The sequence below is a fragment of the Nonomuraea sp. NPDC050328 genome, assembly GCF_044459405.1.
Taxonomy (GTDB): domain Bacteria; phylum Actinomycetota; class Actinomycetes; order Streptosporangiales; family Streptosporangiaceae; genus Nonomuraea.
In genome coordinates, this window is the sequence record NZ_JBITIW010000004.1 from 57,082 (window position 1) to 72,509 (window position 15,428).

General features: G+C 70.4%; 14 protein-coding genes. 3 read left to right on the forward strand and 11 right to left on the reverse strand.

From position 1 onward, the window contains the following. The first annotated feature begins 202 nt into the window (after nucleotides 1-202). Both ACIBG7_RS16400 and ACIBG7_RS16405 read left to right on the forward strand, forming a co-directional pair. Nucleotides 203-1,048 carry a ParA family protein gene (locus ACIBG7_RS16400; protein ID WP_357918496.1) on the forward strand — a complete coding sequence of 282 codons (846 nt, stop codon included), beginning with the start codon at nucleotides 203-205 and terminating at the stop codon, nucleotides 1,046-1,048. A gap of 128 nt (nucleotides 1,049-1,176) precedes the next feature. Then, on the forward strand, nucleotides 1,177-2,136 hold the full coding sequence (locus ACIBG7_RS16405; protein WP_397336740.1) for a ParB/RepB/Spo0J family partition protein: 960 nt from the start codon (nucleotides 1,177-1,179) through the stop codon (nucleotides 2,134-2,136). A gap of 105 nt (nucleotides 2,137-2,241) precedes the next feature. On the opposite strand, the gene ACIBG7_RS16410 is transcribed toward ACIBG7_RS16405, so the two are convergent. From ACIBG7_RS16410 to ACIBG7_RS16420, 3 genes are all read right to left on the reverse strand, one after another. Continuing rightward, nucleotides 2,242-3,288, reverse strand: a complete 1,047-nt coding sequence (locus ACIBG7_RS16410; protein ID WP_397336741.1) for a threonine aldolase family protein — start codon at nucleotides 3,286-3,288, stop codon at nucleotides 2,242-2,244. Between the two features lie 103 nt (nucleotides 3,289-3,391). Further along, on the reverse strand, nucleotides 3,392-4,363 hold the full coding sequence (locus ACIBG7_RS16415; RefSeq protein ID WP_357918489.1) for a D-alanine--D-alanine ligase: 972 nt from the start codon (nucleotides 4,361-4,363) through the stop codon (nucleotides 3,392-3,394). Between the two features lie 192 nt (nucleotides 4,364-4,555). Beyond that, complete coding sequence (locus ACIBG7_RS16420; RefSeq protein ID WP_357920357.1) at nucleotides 4,556-5,788, reverse strand: PLP-dependent aminotransferase family protein; 1,233 nt, start codon at nucleotides 5,786-5,788, stop codon at nucleotides 4,556-4,558. Between the two features lie 210 nt (nucleotides 5,789-5,998). Between ACIBG7_RS16420 and ACIBG7_RS16425 the strand changes: the two genes are divergently transcribed. Next, nucleotides 5,999-6,628: a GNAT family N-acetyltransferase gene (locus ACIBG7_RS16425; protein WP_357918486.1), complete on the forward strand. Its 630-nt coding sequence runs from the start codon at nucleotides 5,999-6,001 to the stop codon at nucleotides 6,626-6,628. 137 nt (nucleotides 6,629-6,765) lie between these two features. Here ACIBG7_RS16425 and trxA read toward each other — a convergent pair whose 3' ends face one another. The 8 genes from trxA to ACIBG7_RS16465 all read right to left on the reverse strand — a co-directional run bounded on the left by trxA (nucleotide 6,766) and on the right by ACIBG7_RS16465 (nucleotide 15,423). Continuing rightward, nucleotides 6,766-7,080: a thioredoxin gene (gene trxA / locus ACIBG7_RS16430; protein ID WP_357918483.1), complete on the reverse strand. Its 315-nt coding sequence runs from the start codon at nucleotides 7,078-7,080 to the stop codon at nucleotides 6,766-6,768. A 12-nt stretch (nucleotides 7,081-7,092) separates the two neighbouring features. After that, nucleotides 7,093-8,022: a thioredoxin-disulfide reductase gene (trxB, locus tag ACIBG7_RS16435; RefSeq protein ID WP_397336743.1), complete on the reverse strand. Its 930-nt coding sequence runs from the start codon at nucleotides 8,020-8,022 to the stop codon at nucleotides 7,093-7,095. A 122-nt stretch (nucleotides 8,023-8,144) separates the two neighbouring features. Then, a complete protein-coding gene (locus tag ACIBG7_RS16440) occupies nucleotides 8,145-8,957 on the reverse strand; it encodes a zf-HC2 domain-containing protein (RefSeq protein WP_357918477.1) in 813 nt (270 codons plus the stop codon). Further along, the gene (gene sigM / locus ACIBG7_RS16445) at nucleotides 8,947-9,570 is read right to left on the reverse strand and encodes an RNA polymerase sigma factor SigM (RefSeq protein ID WP_357918474.1); all 624 of its coding nucleotides are present in this window, start codon (nucleotides 9,568-9,570) and stop codon (nucleotides 8,947-8,949) included. Before sigM ends, ACIBG7_RS16440 begins: the two co-directional genes overlap by 11 nt. A 7-nt stretch (nucleotides 9,571-9,577) precedes the next feature. Further along, a complete protein-coding gene (locus ACIBG7_RS16450; RefSeq protein WP_357918471.1) occupies nucleotides 9,578-11,065 on the reverse strand; it encodes a protein kinase family protein in 1,488 nt (495 codons plus the stop codon). 109 nt (nucleotides 11,066-11,174) lie between these two features. Beyond that, nucleotides 11,175-12,773: a murein biosynthesis integral membrane protein MurJ gene (gene murJ / locus ACIBG7_RS16455; protein WP_397336744.1), complete on the reverse strand. Its 1,599-nt coding sequence runs from the start codon at nucleotides 12,771-12,773 to the stop codon at nucleotides 11,175-11,177. Beyond that, nucleotides 12,770-14,863: a DUF6049 family protein gene (locus ACIBG7_RS16460; protein WP_397336745.1), complete on the reverse strand. Its 2,094-nt coding sequence runs from the start codon at nucleotides 14,861-14,863 to the stop codon at nucleotides 12,770-12,772. The genes murJ and ACIBG7_RS16460 overlap by 4 nt, the downstream gene beginning before the upstream one ends. A 47-nt stretch (nucleotides 14,864-14,910) precedes the next feature. After that, on the reverse strand, nucleotides 14,911-15,423 hold the full coding sequence (locus ACIBG7_RS16465) for a YbaK/EbsC family protein (protein WP_357918463.1): 513 nt from the start codon (nucleotides 15,421-15,423) through the stop codon (nucleotides 14,911-14,913). Nucleotides 15,424-15,428 lie beyond the last annotated feature (5 nt).

The following is a 15,428-nucleotide window of genomic DNA, read 5'->3' on the forward strand; positions in this document are numbered from 1 at the left end:
TCTTGGCTGGCCCGGGGAACCCGTCGTAGAACGCCGATCCGGTGTAGGTTGGCCGGAATTGGGCGTGTCGCGGCAAGGATTTCCCGGCACGACCCCGCCTCCTGTTGAAAGGATGGCCGTCGTGACCCAGACCCCCCTTAACCCCGGTGATTCGCCGCTGGTACGAGAGGCGCTCAACTCAGTGGTTTCACGTGAAACATCCATGACCCAGACGGCGCCCCTGGCGGGGCAGAGCGACGCGCCCGGGGGAGAGACCTGGCCGCGCCCGTCCAAGTGCCGGGTGATCGCCGTGGCGAACCAGAAGGGTGGAGTGGGGAAGACCACCACGTCGGTCAACATCGCCGCCGCGCTGTCGATGCACGGCCAGCGGGTCCTGGTGATCGACCTTGACCCCCAGGGGAACGCCTCGACGGCTTTGGCGACCGAGCACCGGGGCGACATCCCGGACATTTATCAGGTCCTCGTGGATGATCTGCCGATGTCCGAGATCGTCAACCCGGTTCCCGACATGCCCGGCCTCTACTGCGCTCCGGCGACCATCAACCTGGCCGGCGCCGAGATCGAGCTCGTCTCGCTGGTGGCGCGGGAGGCCCGGCTGCGTCGCGCGCTGGCGTCCTTCGACACCCTCGAACTCGACTACATCATCATCGACTGCCCGCCGTCGCTGGGACTGCTCACGGTCAACTCGCTCGTGGCCGCCGACGAGGTCATGATCCCGATCCAGTGCGAGTACTACGCGCTGGAGGGGCTGAGCATGCTGCTGCACAACATCGACCTCATCAAGGCGCACCTCAACGCGACCCTCAAGGTCTCCACGATCCTGCTCACCATGTACGACGGCCGCACCCGGCTGGCCTCGCAGGTGGCCGACGAGGTCCGCTCGCACTTCGGTGACACAGTGCTCGACACCGTCATCCCGCGGAGCGTCCGCGTGTCCGAGGCGCCCAGCTACGGCCAGTCGGTCATGACCTACGACCCCGGTTCCAGCGGCGCGACCGCCTATCTGGACGCGGCCCGCGAGATCGCCTACCGGGCGGCGCACGTCTAGGTCACCGGAGCGACCCAGGAAGAGGGCTCCAGGAGGCGACCGCGTGTGGCGAGCGAACACCCAGCCGCACGCACGGCGGTAACCTCTCCTGATGTGACCGGAATCGGCCGGCTGAACGAGGAGACGCAGTGAGCCAGCAGCGGCGTGGGTTGGGCAAGGGACTCGGGGCGCTCATCCCCACCGGACCGATCGTCGACGGCACCGGCACGATCCCCACCACGGCGGAGGTCCAGGAGAACGGCGGGCCGAAGCCGATCGCCGGGGCGTACTTCAAGGAGATCGCGCTGGACGCGATCGTGCCGAACCCCCGGCAGCCGCGTGACGTCTTCGACGAGGTGCGGCTTCAGGAGCTGGCCGCGTCGATCCGCGAGGTCGGCCTGTTGCAGCCCGTCGTGGTGCGTTCCGTGGGCGGGGGCAAGTACGAGCTGATCATGGGGGAGCGGCGCTGGCGGGCCAGCCAGCTCGCCGAGCTCGAGCAGATCCCGGCGATCGTGCGGAACACGCAGGACGACGACCTGTTGCGGGATGCGCTGATCGAGAACCTGCAGCGGGAGCAGCTCAACCCGCTGGAAGAGGCGGCGGCCTACCAGCAGCTCCTGGACGACTTCAGCGCGACGCACGAGCAGCTCGCCCAGAAGGTCGGCCGCTCTCGCTCGCACATCACCAACACATTGCGCCTGCTTAACCTGCCGCCCGAGGTCCAGCTCCGCGTCGCCGCCGGGACCATCAGCGCCGGGCACGCGCGGGCGCTGCTCGGGCTGGACAGTGCCGAGCAGCAGATCGCGCTGGCCAAGCGGATCGTCGCGGAACTGCTGTCCGTGCGGGCGGTCGAGGAGATCGTGGCGATGGGCAGCTCCGCGGCGGCACCGAAGGCCACCCGGGAGCGCCGTGCCAACCAGCCGACCGCGCCCGGGCTCAACCATCTGGCCACCCGACTGTCCGACCACTTCGAGACCAAGGTGAAGGTGGATCTCGGGCGGCGGAAGGGGCGGATCGTGGTGGAGTTCGCCACGATCGACGACCTGGAGCGGATCATCGGGACGATGGCGCCCGACGCGGTCCGGGCTATGCGGGAGTCGGAGAGCTAGCCGCCCGCCCGTTTCACGTGAAACATCGTCCATCAGCGCCGCCCCGTCCTCCGGACCGGGCGGCGTTTCACGTGAAACAGGGGCGGTGTTTCACGTGAAACGGCGTCAGCTCTTGGTGGCTCGGCGGGCGTCGTCCAGGAACTCGGCCACGTGCTCCGGGGCAGTGTCGAAGGCGGTCATGAGACGGACGAGGTCGTTCTCGCGGTCCCAGTAGTGGAACTGGTGGCGCCGCATCAGCTCCTCCACGGCGGGAGCGGGGATGCGGGCGAAGACCGCGTTCGACTGGACCGGGAAGGCGAGACTCACGCCGGGGATGGCGGTGAGGCCGTCGGCCAGACGCCGGGCCATCGAGTTGGCGTGGGCGGCGTTCGCGTGCCAGAGGTCCTCGGTGAGGAGCGCGGTGAGCTGAGCGGAGATGAACCGCATCTTCGACGCGAGCTGAAGTGACTGCCGCCGGAGGAACGGCACGCCCTCCTGGAAGGCGGGGTTGAGGACGATGACCGCCTCGGCGGCGAGCGCGCCGTTCTTGGTGCCGCCGAAGCTGAACACGTCCACCCCGGCGTCGGTGGTGATCGTGCGGAGGTCGGCGTCCAGGAAGGCTGCGGCGTTCGCCAGGCGGGCTCCGTCGACGTGGAGGTGGAGGCCGGCGGCGTGGGCGGTGTCGGCCAGGGCGGTCAGTTCGGCGGGGGAGTAGACGGTGCCGAGTTCGGTCACCTGGGAGATGGAGACCACCTTCGGCTGGGACTCGTGGGGGTTGCCCAGGCCGTCCAGGCGGCGGGTGATGTCGGCAGGGGTCAGCTTGCCGTCCCCGGTGGGGACGGTGAGGAGCTTCACGCCCAGCAGGCGTTCGGCGGCGCCGGCTTCGTGGGTGGCGATGTGCGCGGTGGCGGCGCAGATGATCGCGTCGTAGCGGCCGAGCATCAGGGCCAGGCCGACCATGTTGGCGCCGGCTCCGTTGAGCACCGGGAAGCCGGCGGCGGCCGGGCCGAAGGTTTCGTGGACCCGGGTGTCGAAGTCGGCGGTCCAGGGGTCGCCGCCGTAGGCGGGTGCGTCGCCGGTGTTGGCGGCGGTTATGGCGGCTAGGACGGCGGGGTGGACGCCGGCGTGGTTGTCGCTGGCGAAACTCTTCGAGAAGGGTGTGTCGATCAGCACCCCGCCAGGCTACGTGCCCACCCCTTGAAGGACCGGATAAGGGGGGCCGGGTAAGGGGGACCGGTTAAGGGGGGCCGGGCAAGCGGGGAGCGTCGGGGACTAGCTAGGCGGGGTGGTGGGGAGTGGAAGCCCGGGAGGCGGCGATCTCCAGGAGGGTGCGGCAGAGCGTGCCGAGGTCCTGGCCGGCGGCCTCGACGGCCATCGGGAACAGGGAGGTCTCGGTCATCCCCGGAGCGACGTTCACCTCGAGGAAGTGCGGAAGCCCGGCGGAGTCGACGATGAGGTCGGTGCGGGAGAGGTCGCGAAGGCCGAGAGCGGTGTGCGCGGTGACAGCCATCTCAGCACAGGCGGCAGCCGCCTCGGGGGAGAGGCGGGCCGGGGCGAAGAACTCGGTGTGCCCGGCGGTGTAGCGAGCCGCGTAGTCGTACACCCCGGCGTCGGGGACGATCTCGACCGGGGGCAGGGCGACCGGGCCGTCGCCCTGGTCGATGACGGAGACGGAGACCTCGACGCCCTCGACGAGCCGCTCGATGAGAGCGGTGTCACCGTAGGCGAAGCAGCCGACCATCGCCGCGGGAAGCTCCTCGGCGGTGCGTACCGCGGACGCGCCGAGAGCGGACCCGCCCCGGGCGGGCTTGACGAACAGCGGGAGCCCGAGGTGCTCGATGATGCGGGTGAGCACGGCGGAGGCGCCAAGGTCGTGGAAGGTCTCCTTGGGCAGCGTCACCGAGTCCGGCGTCCGCAGCCCCACCGAGCGCACGACCGCCTTAGCGGTGGGCTTGTCGAAGGCGACCCGGCACGCGTCCGGGCCGGCGCCGACGTAGGGGACGTTGAGCAGTTCGAGGATCGACCGGATCGCGCCGTCCTCTCCGGCGCCGCCGTGCAGGGTGACGAACACCGCGTCGGGCCGCTCGGCCAGGACCGAGGGCACGAGGGCGGCGTCGGTGTCGCGCGTCTCGACGTCGATGCCGACCGAGCGGAGCACCTCGCTGAGCCGCCGGCCGGAACGGAGGGAGACCTCCCGCTCGTAGGACAGGCCGCCGGCCAGCACGAGCACATGGCCCAGGTCGCTCATCTCAGTGTCCTCCCTCGCTGTCCGGCACGCCGTCTAACCGTACCGGCGGGCGGGGGTGGGAGTCGCATCGACGTGACCGTAGAGCCGAGAACTGACAAAAGCCTCGGAACGCGGGCCGCCGGCCTGACGAGCTCCCCGGAAAGCGGTACGGCAGGCGCCCCGAAACGCGGGACGCCTGCCGTACCGGAAAACTCAGGCCAGGTCCGGCCCGGGGGTGTCCACCCCGGCGTGGTCCAGGGGCGAGCTGGTGCCGAAGGTGTCGCGCAACTGCAGCTCCTGCTCGATCACCCCGGCCAGCCGCCGCACCCCTTCGCGGATACGGTCGGGCTCGGGGAAGCAGTACGACAGCCGCATGTGCCGCGACCCGCCCCCGTCGGCGTAGAACCCGGTGCCGGGCACGAAGGCCACCCGTTCGGCGACCGCCCGGGGCAGGAGCGCCTTGGAGTCGAGCCCGTCCGGCAGCGTGGCCCAGACGAAGAACCCGCCGCCGGGCCGCGTCCAGGTGACTCCGGCGGGCATGAGCGCCTCCAGGGAGCCGAGCAACGCGTCCCGGCGCTCCCGGTAGAGCTCGCGGAAGGACTTGATCTGCTCCTGCCACGGCTGCGTGGCGAGGTACTGCCCCACCGCGAGCTGCGTGAAGGACGAGTGCGACAGCACCGCCGACTCCATGGCCAGCACCAGCTTGTCGCGGATGGCGTGCGGCGCGAGGGCCCAGCCGACGCGGAAGCCGGGTGCGAGCGTCTTGGAGAAGGAGCCGAGATAGACCACCCCGTCGGGATTGTCGGCTCGCAGGGCGCGCATGGGCTCGCCGTCGAAGCCGAGCAGCCCGTAGGGGTTGTCCTCGACGATGAGCACGCCGGCCTTCTGGCAGATGTCGAGCACCTGCTGCCGGCGCGCGATGTTGAGCGTCACGCCCGCCGGGTTCTGGTAGGTCGGGATGGTGTACAGGAACTTGATCCGAGCTCCGGCCGTCTGGAGCGCGTAGATGGTCTGCGCCAGGGACTCGGGCACGAGGCCCTGCTCGTCCATGGCGATATGCACCACCTTGGCCTGGTAAGCGGCGAATGTACCGAGGGCGCCCACGTAGGACGGCCCCTCGGCCAGCACCACGTCACCGGGATCGATGAAGATCCGGGTGATCAGGTCGAGCGCCTGCTGCGAGCCGACCGTGACGACGACGTCGTCCGCCCCGGCCTCGATGCCCTCGAGCGTCATGAACTGGCAGATCTGCTCACGAAGGTGCGGATCGCCCTGGCCGGAACCGTACTGCAGGGCCACCGGGCCACGCTTGGTGACCAGGTCGGCCACCAGCTCGCCGACCATGTCGAGGGGGAGGGCCGTGACGTACGGCATGCCGCCGGCCAGCGAGACCACCTCGGGCCTCGATGCGACGGCGAAAAGAGCTCGGATCTCGGAGGCGACCATCCCGGTAGCTCGTGCCGCGTAACGATCCACGTAGGCGTCGATACGCGACCCGTGGGTCGCGGGCGTCCGACCGTGATCCGTCTCTTCTGTCACGGTCCACCTCCTAGGCGTAGAAAGAGCCGAGAGTCCAGGGTACGCGAAGCCGCTGAGTCCACTGGTGCTGGGCTACGATGCGAGCTGATGACGTCACGTCAACGATAGGGGCGCTAGTTGTCGCGTCGGCTGGCCAACATCACCCTGGACAATCTCGGCGACCTGCCGCGACGGTGCCGGGCCTGCGTCTTCTGGGAGCTCGACCCGGTCAGCAGCGACCGCGCGGTCAACGCCGGCGACCCGGGCCTGGAGAAGGAGGCGTGGCTGTCGGCGACCCTGCTGGAGTGGGGGAGCTGCGGCAAGATCGCCTACGTCGACGGGGTGCCCGCGGGGTTCGTGCTCTACGCGCCGCCGCTGTACAGCCCGCGCTCGGTGGCGTTCCCGACCTCGCCGGTGAGCGCCGACGCGGTCCTGCTGATGACCGCGCACATCATCCCGGAGTTCTCCGGCGGCGGCCTGGGCCGGATGCTCATCCAGGGCGTGGCCAAGGATCTGACCCGCCGCGGGGTCAAGGCGATCGAGGCGTTCGGCGACCTGAAATGGGAGGCGCCGGGCGCCTGCCTGGTCCCGGCCGACTACCTGCTGTCGGTGGGGTTCAAGACGGTCCGGCCGCACATGCGCTTCCCGAGGCTGCGGCTGGAGCTCAAGACCGCCGCCTCGTGGCGGGAGGACGTTGAGGTGGCGCTGGAGCGGCTGCTGGGCTCCATGGGGTCGATGTCCCCGGACCGGGCGCTGCGGCCCGTCTGACACCCCTTCCAGGGCCGCCGGAACGCTCCCAAGATCGGTTCGCCTGCCGTACCCGCAGAAAAGCCCGGCCGTAACCGCCAGAAACGGAAAACCCCCTGCCCGCAGCGGCGGACAGGGGGCCGGGACGGCCGGGCGATCTAGATGATGCCCTCGAGCTCGCGCAGCAGCATGGCCTTCGGCTTCGCGCCGATGATCTGCTTCACGACCTCGCCGTTCTTGTAGACGTTCAGGGTCGGGATCTGGAGCACACCGTAGGCACGCGGGGTCTCGGGGTTCTCGTCGATGTTGAGCTTGACGATCTCCAGCTTGTCCCCGTGCTCGTTCGCGATCTCCTGCAGGATCGGCGCGACCTGGCGGCACGGGCCGCACCACTCGGCCCAGAAGTCCACGAGGACGGGCTTGTCGTTCTTGAGGACGTCAGCCTCGAAGCTCTGGTCGGTCACAGCCTTCACGATGTGCTCCTTCTAGTCGTTCTCGGCCAGCCAGCGCTCGGAGTCGAGTGACGCCGAGCAGCCGGTGCCCGCTGCGGTGATGGCCTGGCGGTAGGTGTGGTCCACCACGTCTCCGGCGGCGAACACCCCGGGGATGTTCGTCCGGGTCGAGGGCGAGTCGACCTTGATGTAACCCTCGTCGTCGAGCTCGATCTGGCCCTTGACCAGCTCGGTGCGGGGGTCGTGACCGATGGCGATGAACAGGCCGTCCGCGGCCAGCTCCTGCTCCTCGCCGGTCTTGACGTTGCGCAGCCGCACGGCGTTGACCTTGTCCTCGCCCAGGACGTCGACGACCTCGCTGTCCCAGACGAAGCTGATCTTCTCGTTGGCGAAGGCGCGTTCCTGCATGATCTTGGAGGCGCGCAGGGAGTCGCGGCGGTGCACGACCGTCACCATGCGCGCGAAGCGGGTGAGGAAGGTGGCCTCCTCCATGGCGGTGTCGCCGCCGCCGACGACCACGATGTCCTTGCCGCGGAAGAAGAAGCCGTCACAGGTGGCACACCACGAGACGCCGTGACCGGACAGGCGCTTCTCGTTCGGCACACCCAGCTCGCGGTAGCCGGAGCCCATCGACAGGATGACCGACTTGGCGTAGTAGGTGTCGGTGTGGGTCTTCACCACCTTGGGCGAGGCGTTGAGGTCCACCTCCACCACGTCGTCCGCCACCAGCTCCGCGCCGAACCGCTCGGCCTGCTTGCGCAGGTTGTCCATGAGGTCGGGCCCCATGATGCCGTCCGGGAAGCCGGGGAAGTTCTCCACGTCGGTGGTGTTCATCAGAGCGCCGCCCGCGGTCACCGATCCCTCGAAGACCAGCGGCTTGAGCTCGGCGCGCGCCGAATACACCGCGGCGGTGTAACCCGCGGGTCCGGACCCGATGATGATCACGTTACGGACGTCGGTCATGTCTCATCCCCTCTAGCCGATGGCATCAACAGATCCTAGGCGTCGGAGATTCCCACCCCTGCCCAAAAGCGAGCGCAAAACAAAAGAGCCCGGGAAACCCGGGCTCTGATGTGGGCGGACGGCTACCAGGAGCCGGTCGTCGCCTTACGGATCGGCTTGCAGAAGAAGGGGTCGACCACGTCGATGTAGACCTGCTTGGCCGCCTGGTTCCGCCAGGAGACCATGATCAGCGCCTCGTTGCCGTTGTACATGGCCCGGTCGACGGCGAACGGCGCGCGCTTGGTGCGCGTGCGCACCTCGGTCGCGCACTTGCTCACGTCGCCGGGGTCGTTGATGATCGTCGCCGGTGCGAGGAAGTCGCTGAGCGGCTGCCGGAGCGTGGCCGCGCTGTAGTTGTAGTCGCTCTGGGTGAGCGAGTACGCCAGCGCCGCGTTCATGCTCGGCGAGGCCTGTGGACCCTCCGAACTCGGCCCGGCCAGCAGCGAGCTCCCGGTGCCGGTGGCGGCCAGATTGGTCACCGTCACCGTCCCGATCACCGCGGCGGCGGCCGCGACCGCAGCGGCGGGCATGGCCCACCTGCGTGCCGTACGGCGACGCCGCCTGCTGGGCGCGGCCGGGACGATGGTCCCGTCGTCGGCCACGACGCCTAGGCGAACCGGCTCCTCCACCACCGGGGGAGCGTCTTCCACCAGCACGCCAACGCCGGAGCGTTCGGCGGCCAGGGCCTGCTCGATGCGTTTCGCGACCCCCACCGGCATGGCCGGCACCGGGGTCGCGGCGAGCACCTCACGAACGGCCGCCAGATCGGCCAAGCGCTCCCCGCAGGGGTCGCAGACCGCGAGATGCTCACGCACCCGCGTAGCCGTACCAGCGTCCAGGAGACCCTCGGCCAACTCGGCCAGGATTTCCAGATCGTAGTGCGTATCACCCGTCACGAAGTTCTGCTCCCTTCGCGGATGAGACGCTACTCAGGTCGGATCGGTTCCGCAGATGCGAAAGAATTGGGGCAAGTTTCGCGCGTCCCCGCGCACACCTGCTTTTCACCGTACCGCTGGGCACATCGAGCACCTGAGCTGCGTCTTCGACGGAGTAGCCCATCATGTCGACGAGAACGAGCGCCGCCCGCTGGTCCGGAGGCAGGAGTTTGAGTGCGGCCGAAACCTCCATCGAGACCTCCCGCTCGACCGTCTGGTCGGGCAGCGGGCTGTCGCGTTCGGCGGCTTCGATGAGCTCGTCGTCGGCCACGGGACGCACCGACTTGCGGCGCATCCGGTCGAGGCAGGCGTTGACCACGATGCGGTGCAGCCAGGTGGTGACGGCGGCCTCGCCGCGGAAGCTGCCGGCCTTGCGGTAGGCGGACACGAACGCGTCCTGGACGGCGTCGGCGGCCTCGTCGGGGTCGCCCAGCGTGCGCAGGGCCACCGCCCACATGCGGTCGCGGTGCCTCCTGACGATCTCGCTGAAGGCGTGTGGATCCCCGTTGATGTGCGCCGTCAGCAGCGCGGCGTCGCTCGCCGCGCTGGAGGGTGTCTCGGGTGGGGAGTTCACAAGTCGCTTATGCCGTTCCGGGAGAATGCACCACTACGTCATAGATGGTGCCACGAAACCTGCCCTCTTCCGCCGGGAGCCGGGTAAACCAGATCAAAACGTACTGGCCGCTTGCGGACTGCGCAGGCGTCAGGGTGATCTTGCCAGAGACGTTCTTCTGGGTCGCCACCGGCTTCAGCGACTCCAGCGAGGCCGAGTCACCGACCCGGAGCTCGACCGTGGCCCCCGGCGTCTGGCCCAGGGTCACCTCGACCTGGCCGACGCCGGTCTTCTTGCCCAGGTCGACCAGGAGCCCGACGCCCTCCTTCAACCGGCCCAGCTCGGCGCTGTTGTAGTAGGTGGTCTGCCAGAAGGTCGAGGGCTTGCCGTCGATCGCGTTGGCCGCCATCTCCGGATGCTCGGACCGGTCGTCGCCGAGCGGGTCGAAGCCGTCGGCGCCGGCCGGCTTGATCACCTGCGCCTGGACCGCCGGCTTGACGCTGCGTTCCTCGGGCCGGGCCGACTCGGCCGACGGGTTGGTGGGGGTGCCGAGGCTGCGGCCGACCGTCCAGGCGCCGAAGCCGACCGCGGCGATCACCAGGAGGACGACGAGCGTCATCAGCACCCGGTTGAGCGTGCTCGGGCGCGGGGGCGGCGCGGCGTGCCGTACCGGGGCGAGGGTGGGCTCCTCCTTGAGGCCCTCGGAACGGGAGACGGAGGGCGGCGGGGTGTCGAAGGCCATGGGCGCGGGCAGCGGCCGCGCGACGTCGGACAGCGCCTCGGCGACCTCGGCCGGGCTGCTCAGCGCGCTCTGGCCGCGGCGAGACTCGGGCAGCGCGGCCCGGCAGGTGACCGAGTCGAGGTAGCCGGGCACGCCCGCGGTCACCTGGCGGGGCGAGCAGAAGTGGCCGTCGATCATCGGGGCGGCCGGCAGGCCGCCCTCGTCCTCGTCGCCCGGCCAGTGCCCGGTCAGCCCGGCGTAGAGCAGGCGGCCGAGCCCTTCGGCGTCGTCGAGGGCCGGATCGTCGGTGGTCAGCCCGGCCAGCGTGGCGTCGACCCCGACGCCGAGCACCTTGACGGTGTTGCCGGTCGTCCAGACCAGGTGGCTGGGACGCAGGCAGAGGTGGTGGAGGCCCTTCTCGTGCGCGTGGGCCAGGGCCTCGGCCGCCTCGGCGACCAGCCCGGCCGCGCGCTCGGGGTCGAGCGGACCGGCGGCGAGCAGGTCGGCGAGCGACTCGCCGGAGACCCACTCGCTGACCACGTAGGAGTGGTCCTCGTCCTCGGCGGCGTCGAAGACCTGGGTCAGTCGGGGATCGGTGAGGCGGGAGGCGGCGCGGGCGGCGATGACGACGTCATGGGCCCGTTCGAAGTCGGGGGCGAAAGTGAGGACGGCGACCGGGCGTGCGAGGATCTCGTCGATGGCTTTCCACAGCGTCGCGCCGTCGGACTCGGTGACGCGATCTTCCAGCCGGAATCGTTCGGATAGTCTCGTGCCCGGCTGAACCGAGATGCTCATGACTCCACCACCTGCTCCGCAGGTGTGATTGGCCGGATGAATCCGCCCACGCCCCTCCTGCTTCCGTTCGCCGCGTGTCCGGCACCATGGTAGTGCCGCGCCGCGTTCTTTACCGGCCTACCCGGCCAGCCACCATTCCAACGATCGAGTTGACCTCCGGGATGCGCATTCTGTGCGCGATCATCAGATAGAGCGCGCCGCCCAGCCCGCCGCCGACCGCCAGGATGATCAGCGAGGTCAGCACGGTCAGCGAGCCGAAGAAGCGCTGGGACGCCCAGACCGCGCCCAGGGCGAGCAACGCGGTCGGCAACGCCGCCACGTACATCTTGGTCAGCGCCGAGCCGATCGTCCAGCCGCCCAGGCCGCCCACCCGCCGCGAGGCGAGCGTCCAGGCGATCACCGCGCCGACCGCGTAGGCGACGGCGTAGGCGAAGGCCAGGGCCATGACCAGGTAGGCGGGCGGGACGAGGCTGTTGAACAGCACCATCAGCGCCGCCATCACCGCGGTCGTGCCGGTGCCGACGTAGACCGGCGTGCGGGTGTCGCCGAAGGCGTAGAAGACGCGCAGCAGCATCTGGAAGATCGCGAACGGCACGAGGGCCATGCCGTACACCTGGAGCACCTGGCCGATGTAGGTGGCGTCGGCCACCGAGGTGGCGCCGCGGGCGTAGAGCGGCACGGTGATCGCCGGGCCCAGCACCATCAGCAGCAGCGACACCGGCACCATCACCGAGGCGATCAGCCGCACCCCGGAACCGAACTCCGCGCGCACCTCGTCGAGGCGGCCCTCGCCGACCGAGCGGCTCATCCGCGGCAGCATCGCGGTGATCACCGAGACGCCGATCACCCCGTAGGGGAGCTGGAAGAGCTGGAAGGCCAGGGTGTAGGGGGTGATGCCGTGCCCGGCCACCACGTCACCGGCGGCGCTGGACAGGTTGGTGATCAGGACGAAGCCGAGCTGCGTGACGATCACGTACCCGATCGTCCAGACGCCCGCCCCGGCCATCTCGCCCAGCCGCGCGCCGCGCAGCCCGAGCCGCGGCCGGAAGGAGAAGCCGACCCGCTTCAGCGCCACGATCAGCACGACCGCCTGCGCGACGATGCCCGCGGTGGTGCCGATGCCGAGCAGCGCGAGCGCGGTGCCGGAGGGCCGGGTGTCGCCGTAGCCGAGCACCCAGTAGGCCACGAAGACGCCGATGACCACGACGTTGTTGAGCACCGGCGCCCACATCGGGGCGGCGAAGCGGTCGCGGGTGTTGAGGATCGCCCCGGCCACCGCGCCCACGCCGAAGAAGGCGAGCTGCGGCAGGATGAAGCGGGCCAGCGTCACCGCCCACTCGAACTTCGGCTCGCCCGGCCGCCAGTCGGTGTAGAGGTCGATCAGCAGCGGCGCCGCCCAGACCGCCAGCACGGCGACGACGATCAGCGCGAGCGTGGTGAGCGTGAGCAGGCGCTGCTCGTAGGCCCGCCCGCCGTCGGCGTCCTCGCGGTGCGCCTTGACGATCATCGGGACGACCACGCTGCTCAGCACGCCGAGCAGCAGCAGGTCGAGGATGGCGTACGGGATGGCGTAGGCGGCGTTGTAGGCGTCGCCCAGCGCGGCCGTGCCGATCGCCGCGGCCAGCACCATCGTGCGCACGAAGCCCGTGGCCCGCGACACCATCGTGCCCGCGGCCATGATCGCGCTGGCTCGCAACATCCGGCTCATACGACCTCGGCCTCCCTGGCCTGCGCGCTGCGCGCCACCCGCTTCTCCGACCGGCGCCGCAGCACCCGCATGACGACCGCCGCCAGCATCACGGCCAGCGCGCCGCCGACGATGACCAGCGCCACACCCGTGTAGCCCGTGGTCCTGATGACCAGCTTCGACGGCTCGCCGTACGGCACGCCGTCCTTGGTCAGGAGCTGGACGCTCACCGTGGCGTCACCGCTGGTCTTGACCCGCATCGGCACCGGGATGGTGCCGCTCTGGTTGGCGTCGATGGTCAGCTTGGGCTCGTAGTCCTCGATCACGAGGTCCTTGCTGCCCGAGGTGACCGAGACCAGGACGGTGATGTTCTCCTTGCGGCCGTTGGTCACGCTGATCGGCACCAGGCCGTCGGTGCCCGCGAGCGTCTTGGACTGGTCGGTGCCGGTGCCCGGCACGGTGACGAGATCGTGGCGAGTCTTGACCCGGCTGTGCACGCTCTTGCGGGCCGACTCGGCGGCCTTGAGGCGCTTGCGCCATCCGGCCGAGGTCAGCCGCAGGATGGCCTCCTCGAAGCCGGACTGCGGCAGGCCGGGGGAGATCTCGGCGGTCAGCCGCGCCTCGTCGGCGACCTTCTTGACCCTGGCGAGGTACTCCTGGTCGAGCTCGGCGGCGCGGTTGTCGTCGGTGTAGTTGAGGTCGGCCCGCGGCGGGGTGCCCTTGGCGGGCTTGATCGAGCCGAGCGGCGAGACGCTCACCCAGGGCAGCGTCGCGGCGGTCTTGAGCAGCGCGGTGACGTGCTGGGGGTTGGGGTCCCAGCGGCGCTGGGGCGCGACCACGACGGAGGTGGCGGCCGGCTCGGCGGCGATCAGCGCCGTCTCGGCCACGAACCGCTGGCGGCTCTGCACCCCCGACTGCTCCAGCGTACGGCTCAGCATCTGGTCGGGCACGAGCGCGGTGACCACGCCGGCCACGGTGTCGAGCGGCGCGGCTGCGGCGGGCGTGGCGGCGAGCTGCTGGCGGGCCGGGAGGTTCTCCGGGCTCAGCAGCACGGTGTCGACCTTGGAGATGGCCAGCACGTCGAGGGCGTCGGCGTCGATCAGCCCGCCCGCCGGCCAGTTGGCGGCGGTGGAGACGTCGCCGCGCTCCAGCCGGCTCTTGACGACCGCGGCGGCCTTCTCGATCGCGCCGCCGGTCTGCCGGTCGAGCCCCTGGTGCGCCAGGGCGACGACGTCCGGGTCGGCGTACGGCACGGCCACCACCGGCACCCCGGCGAGCGCGGTGCGCAGGCCCTTGAGCCAGGCGTCGGCGCGCGCGTCGGCCGGGCGGTCCTCGACCTTGCCCTTGATCCGGACCTGGTGCGCCGCCGACATCGTGGCCAGGTCGTCGAGCAGCGACGGCTCGACGAACCAGGTGACGTTCTTGGGCGCGCTCTGCGCGAGCTGCAGCAGCCGGGTGAGCTGGCCCTTCTCCTCCAGCCCGGCGGCCAGGTCGTTGTCGAGGAAGGTCGTGGTGTCGGTGCGGTGCGGCTCGTCGATGATCGGCAGCGCGAAGGCGAGCTTGGTCTTGTTGAGCTTGGGCGCCGCCGGGCCGGTGGGCGCGTAGGTGAGGAAGCTGCGCCAGGTGTCGACCGGCTGCCCGGTGTAGAGGTCGCTCGCCTCGACGGAGAGCGGGTAGACGCCGAACTGGCCGAACTGGAGCTGCGCGGGCGTGACGATCAGCTCGAAGGTGGCGCTGGCGCCGGGCTCCAGCGGGGCCTGCAGCTCGGTCGAGCCGACGCCCCAGCTCACGTCGCGGCCGATGGCCTGGCCGGTCTGGTAGACCTCCAGCTCGGCGCGGCTGGTGAAGCGCTGGCTGGAGGTGCGCAGGCCGATGCGGACCCGCTGCAGGGCGGCCTCGCCGCGGTTGGTGATCGAGCCGCTGATCTTGATCTCGGTGGTCGGCGTCCGCGGCACGTCCGGGGTGATCGACCTGATCGCCAGCCGGGTCTCCTGCCGGGCCTGCTGTGCCTGCTGGGCCGTTTCGGCGGCAGCCGTACCAGCCGGCGTCGCGACGAAGGGGGCGAGCAACGCGGCGGACAGGACGGCGAGCAGCGTGAGCTTACGGGTCACGCGGCTGCCCGGGCAGATGTACGGCGCACGCCCGCAATGGTACGGGCTCAATGCCGAAGTGCGACCGCCTCACGTGATCCTCTCGGCCTCAGGTCGACCGACCGGCCGGACAGGGCGGACCGCAGGTCCAGCCCGCCGATCGCCAGCGCGGTGCAGCGCTCGCCGGTCGCGGTGTAGACCGGGTCGTCGCAGGTGGGCAGCCGGTCGTCGAGCAGAACGGGCAGATCGGGCGGCAGCAGGAGCGGGGCGACCAGGCCGTCGGCGTAGTCGGTGAGGCGGTTGACCACGAACGCCGGGGCGACGCGTACCCGCCGGGCGCCCAGCAGTCCGGCCAGCACGCCTGGCCTGGGCGGATCGGCCACCGTCGAGACCACCGCCACGGCCTCCCTGCCCTGGCGCGTGGCCAGTTCGAAGACCGTGACCGACACGCACCGGGAGGGCGGTGCGAGCACTGACTCAGGCAGTTCGTCCACGCACGTCATGGGCCGGGGAAGGCGTACGATCTCATGGGGGACGAGGTGTGCGAGGAGCCAGCGGTGGATCGCGAGGGCGTCCTTCATATGCG

Bases quoted from the DNA above. Each gene is read 5' to 3' on its own strand.
- ACIBG7_RS16400 (WP_357918496.1), top strand. From the start codon at position 203: ATGACCCAGACGGCGCCCCTGGCGGGGCAGAGCGACGCGCCCGGGGGA.
- ACIBG7_RS16415 (WP_357918489.1), bottom strand. From the start codon at position 4,363: ATGAGCGACCTGGGCCATGTGCTCGTGCTGGCCGGCGGCCTGTCCTAC.
- ACIBG7_RS16420 (WP_357920357.1), bottom strand. From the start codon at position 5,788: ATGGTCGCCTCCGAGATCCGAGCTCTTTTCGCCGTCGCATCGAGGCCC.
- trxB (WP_397336743.1), bottom strand. From the start codon at position 8,022: ATGACCGACGTCCGTAACGTGATCATCATCGGGTCCGGACCCGCGGGT.
- ACIBG7_RS16450 (WP_357918471.1), bottom strand. From the start codon at position 11,065: ATGAGCATCTCGGTTCAGCCGGGCACGAGACTATCCGAACGATTCCGG.
- murJ (WP_397336744.1), bottom strand. From the start codon at position 12,773: ATGAGCCGGATGTTGCGAGCCAGCGCGATCATGGCCGCGGGCACGATG.
- ACIBG7_RS16465 (WP_357918463.1), bottom strand. From the start codon at position 15,423: ATGAAGGACGCCCTCGCGATCCACCGCTGGCTCCTCGCACACCTCGTC.